This is a genomic window from Spirillospora sp. NPDC029432 (assembly GCF_040703975.1).
Classification (GTDB): Bacteria; Actinomycetota; Actinomycetes; order Streptosporangiales; family Streptosporangiaceae; genus Spirillospora.
The window spans coordinates 1-2,002 of the sequence record NZ_JBEZWH010000152.1; the positions used below are offsets into that span (position 1 = coordinate 1).

The following is a 2,002-nucleotide window of genomic DNA, read 5'->3' on the forward strand; positions in this document are numbered from 1 at the left end:
GCGGAGCCGCCGGCGTCGCGCAGCGCCGCCTCCAGGGCGCGCACGCCGTGCGCGAGCGCCGCGGGCGCCACCGCGCCGAGCGCCGGGGAAGGGTCCCACCAGCGGCGGACCCGCGCCTCCAGCCCCTCGGTGTCGATCCGGCCGTCGCCGACCCACGCGTCGGCGCCCTCCCGGACGCGGCGGAACGGGCGCTCGCGGCGCGTCGCCACCATGACGACCGCGTTCGGCAGCCGTACCGCGTCGGAGGTGACCGCGGCGACCACCCGGGGCTCGGCCGCGCCGCGCAGCTCCAGGTAGACGGCCGACGGGAAGGCCGCGATGACGCGCGCCGGGCGGCGCGCGGCGTCGAGCACCGGACGCAGCGCCAGGCTCGCGGCGCCGGCGGCCGGCGGCCGGGGGCCGGGCCGCGGCGCCAGCGTGATCGGGTCGCGCACGAGGGCAGTCACGGGGTCCTCCCGAGGGCCGGAGTCGTCACCGGGGCCCGGCCTCTCTAGCCGCGACCGTACGGCCGGGCACGCGGCGTGACGTATGGAGAAAGCTGCCAAGACTGGTTGTCATCCTTCGTCTTTGTTGTCAGGGTTGATCGCACAGCGGTAGCGATCACGCCCGAACGGGCGATGTCAGCACCAAAGAGCGAGGTGACCGTTCCCGTGAGCCAGCGTCCATGAACGCCTCACTCGGCCACAGGCCGGACCACCGGCCCCCGCCACGCGCTCGACCAGCTCGTGACGCGCACGACCACGCGCACCCCGCACCAGGACGTGTACCCGGCGCGCGCGCCACGACCCGGGCCGAACGGGAAAGGCTCCACCAGAGCCCGACCCGCGCACCTCGGCGTACGAGGAACTCGACGCCGGAGCCGACCCAGTTGGGAGTCATCTGATGTCCATCCCCGCGGAGCCGAGGTCGTTCCCGCCTCACCCCGCCGCGCCTCACCCCGCCCCGCCCAAGCCCCCCCGCCCCCGCCCCGCGCTCGATCCCCCCGCGCTCGATCCCCCCGCCCTCCGCCTCGCCAGCACCGGCACCCTCACCTACGGGCTCCCCGTCGGCGAGGTCCTCGGCGTCTCCTCCCTCAAGGGCGCCCGCGTCATCGCCGGCCGGTCCGGGCTGGGCCGCGTCGTCCAGCGGCTGAACGTGATGGAGGTCCCCGACATCCTGTCGTGGGTCAAGCCCAACGAGCTGCTGCTGACCACCGGCTACCCGCTGCGCAACACGCCGCAGTCGCTGGACAACCTGGTCGCCGACCTCGACGAGCGCGGGCTGTCCGCGCTGGCCATCAAGCTCGGCCGGTACCTCGACTCGCTGCCCGCCGAGATGATCGCGCAGGCGGACCGGCGCGGCTTCCCGCTGATCCTGCTCGCCGACGACGTCGGCTTCGACGACATCCTCAACCAGGTGCTCACCGACATCCTCAACCGGCAGGCCGCCGTGCTCGCCCGTACCGAGGAGGTGCACCGGGCGCTGGTGCAGATCGTGCTGTGCGGCGGCGGCCTCCAGGAGGTGGTGGACGAGGTCGCGGCGCTGCTGGAGGTCGCGGTCGTCGCGCTGGACGGCGAGCAGCGCGTCCTCGCCGGCGCCGGCCCGGAGGAGCACGTGCGGGCGATGCGCGCGCTGGGCCGCGGCTCCGCGCACGAGGGCGACCACCTGGTGGCGCCCGTCGTCGCCGGCGGGTTCGACCACGGCCGGATCGTCGCCTACAGCCCCGGCGGAACGCTCCGCGAGGCCGACCTGACGATCCTGGAACGCGCCGCCACGGTCGCGGCCCTCGTCATCACCAAGCAGCAGGCGGTCTCGGCGGTGGAGAGCAAGTACCGCGCCGACTTCCTGCGCGACATCCTCGCCGGCCGCGCGGGCGACGACGACCGCGTCATCGCGCACTGCGCGGGCTTCGGCTGGGACCTGGACCGGCCCGCGATGGTGCTGGTCGCCGAGCTGGACGGGCGGCCGCGCGCCGACGCCCGCGACGGCAGGGGCGGCGACGCGCGGGGCCGCGACGCGGCAG

At 75.7% G+C, this 2,002-nt stretch carries 1 protein-coding gene and 1 pseudogene; one reads left to right on the top strand and one right to left on the bottom strand.

Annotated features, from left to right (window positions below; translation table 11 throughout):
• Positions 1 to 446, bottom strand: a pseudogene (locus tag AB0881_RS41780) (hypothetical protein); the annotation flags it as partial.
• A 436-nt stretch (positions 447 to 882) separates the two neighbouring features.
• On the opposite strand from AB0881_RS41780, the gene AB0881_RS41785 reads away from it, so the two are divergent.
• Positions 883 to 2,002, top strand: a 1,120-nt coding sequence (locus tag AB0881_RS41785) for a PucR family transcriptional regulator ligand-binding domain-containing protein (RefSeq protein ID WP_366626460.1), incomplete at its 3' end; no start/stop codon positions are given.